We start from the raw sequence: 1,763 nt of genomic DNA, 5'->3' as shown, positions 1-1,763 counted from the left end.
ACTCGCCCTCGATGCGGCGGGGCATATCCTTGCCCTCAAGGTCGAGACATGGTCCGAACTCGGCGCCTATCAGGCGCAGTTCGGCCCGACGATCCAGACGATGGCGGGCGGCCGGATCATGGGCGGGGTCTATCGTGTGCCGGCGATCCACAACGCCGTGCACGGCGTCATTACCAACACCACGCCGGTCGACGCCTATCGCGGCGCAGGCCGCCCGGAAGCCGCCTATCTGATGGAGCGGGCGATGGACCAGGCGGCCCGCGAACTGGCGATCGCCCCCGACGAAATCCGCCGCCGCAACCTGCTCCGCACCGACGAGCTTCCGCACGCGAACGGGCTTGGGCTGACCTTCGACACCGGCAACTTCCCCGGCGTGCTCGACCAGGCGTTGCGTCAGGCCGACTGGGCGGGCTTCCCGGCGCGCTGCGAAAACGCCCGCCAGCGCGGGCTGCGGGCCGGGCGCGGCGTTTCCTACTATGTCGAGATCGCCGGCGGCGGCTCGTCGGATGAATATGCCGATGTCCGCGTCGAAGCCGACGGCACCATCGAAGTGGCGGTCGGCACCCAGTCCAACGGGCAGGGGCATGAAACCAGCTATGCGCAGGTCCTTGCCGAACGGCTGGGCGTACCCATGCAGCAGATCCGCATCGTGCAGGGCGATACCGCCCGGCTCGATCGCGGTAACGGCACCGGCGGTTCGCGTTCGATGGTCACCGGCGGCGCGGCCTGCCTGCTGGCAGCCGGTGAACTGATCACGCGCGGCGCGGAACTTGCCCGCGCCGACCTTGGCGGCGAAGTGGATTATGCCGACGGGCTGTTCCGTGCCCGCGCATCGAACGCAACGCTTTCGATCGGAGAGCTGGCCACCCGGCACCCCGGCGCGCTTGACGCACGTTCACACTATGCCCCCGGAGAGCCAAGGCCGACCTTCCCCAACGGCTGCCATGTCGCCGAAGTGGAAATCGATCCCGAAACCGGCGGCGTCGAGGTGACCCGCTACACCGTGGTCGACGATTTCGGCACGGTCGTGAACCCGCGGCTGCTGCTGGGGCAGATACAGGGCGGCGTGGCGCAGGGGCTGGGGCAGGCAATCAGCGAAGTCGTCGTCTATGACGATGCAGCCCAACTGCTGACCGGTAGCTTCATGGATTACGGGCTACCGCGCGCCGCCGACATGCCGCACAACATCGCGTTCGACACCCTGCCCTCGCCGACGCCGTCGAACCCGCTTGGTTCGAAGGGCTGCGGCGAGGCCGGAACGATCGGCGCGATGCCGGCGATCATGAGCGCCATTTCCGACGCCCTGCAAGGCACGAGGATCGAGATGCCGGCGACGCCCGAAAAGATCTGGCGCGCCTGCGCTGCCCTGCAGGAAGGAAAACACGCAGCATGAACCGCTGGCTGCTGAAATCCGAACCCGATGTGTATAGCTGGGACAGGCTGGTCGCAGACGGCGAAACCATCTGGGACGGGGTGCGCAACAACGCGGCGCGGCTGAACCTGCGGGCAATGCAGCTTGGCGATGAAGCGTTTTTCTACCATTCGAACGTGGGCAAGGAAATCGTCGGCATCTGCCGCATCAGCCGCGAAGCAGCCCCCGACCCAACCGACGCGAGCGGCCAGTGGGTGGCCGTTTCCGTGCAGCCGGTCAGGCCGCTGAAATCGACAGTCACGCTGGCGGCGATCAAGGCCGACCCGGCCCTGGCCGAGTTCCAGCTTGTCCGCCAGTCACGCCTGTCGGTCGTACCGGTGCGCGACGACGA

At 67.5% G+C, this 1,763-nt stretch carries 2 protein-coding genes; both read left to right on the top strand.

The window, feature by feature from the left end:
* Positions 1-1,393 (top strand): xanthine dehydrogenase family protein molybdopterin-binding subunit (locus tag AC16JP_RS01435; protein WP_484338821.1); only part of this gene is annotated, 1,393 nt, incomplete at its 5' end.
* On the top strand, positions 1,390-1,763 hold a 374-nt coding region (locus AC16JP_RS01430; protein ID WP_484338820.1), incomplete at its 3' end, for an EVE domain-containing protein. The genes AC16JP_RS01435 and AC16JP_RS01430, both read left to right, overlap by 4 nt.

It is taken from the genome of Sandaracinobacteroides sp. (genome assembly GCF_057137845.1).
The sequence above is the reverse complement of the archived record's forward strand: the minus strand, read 5'-3'. Positions and strand labels throughout refer to the sequence as shown.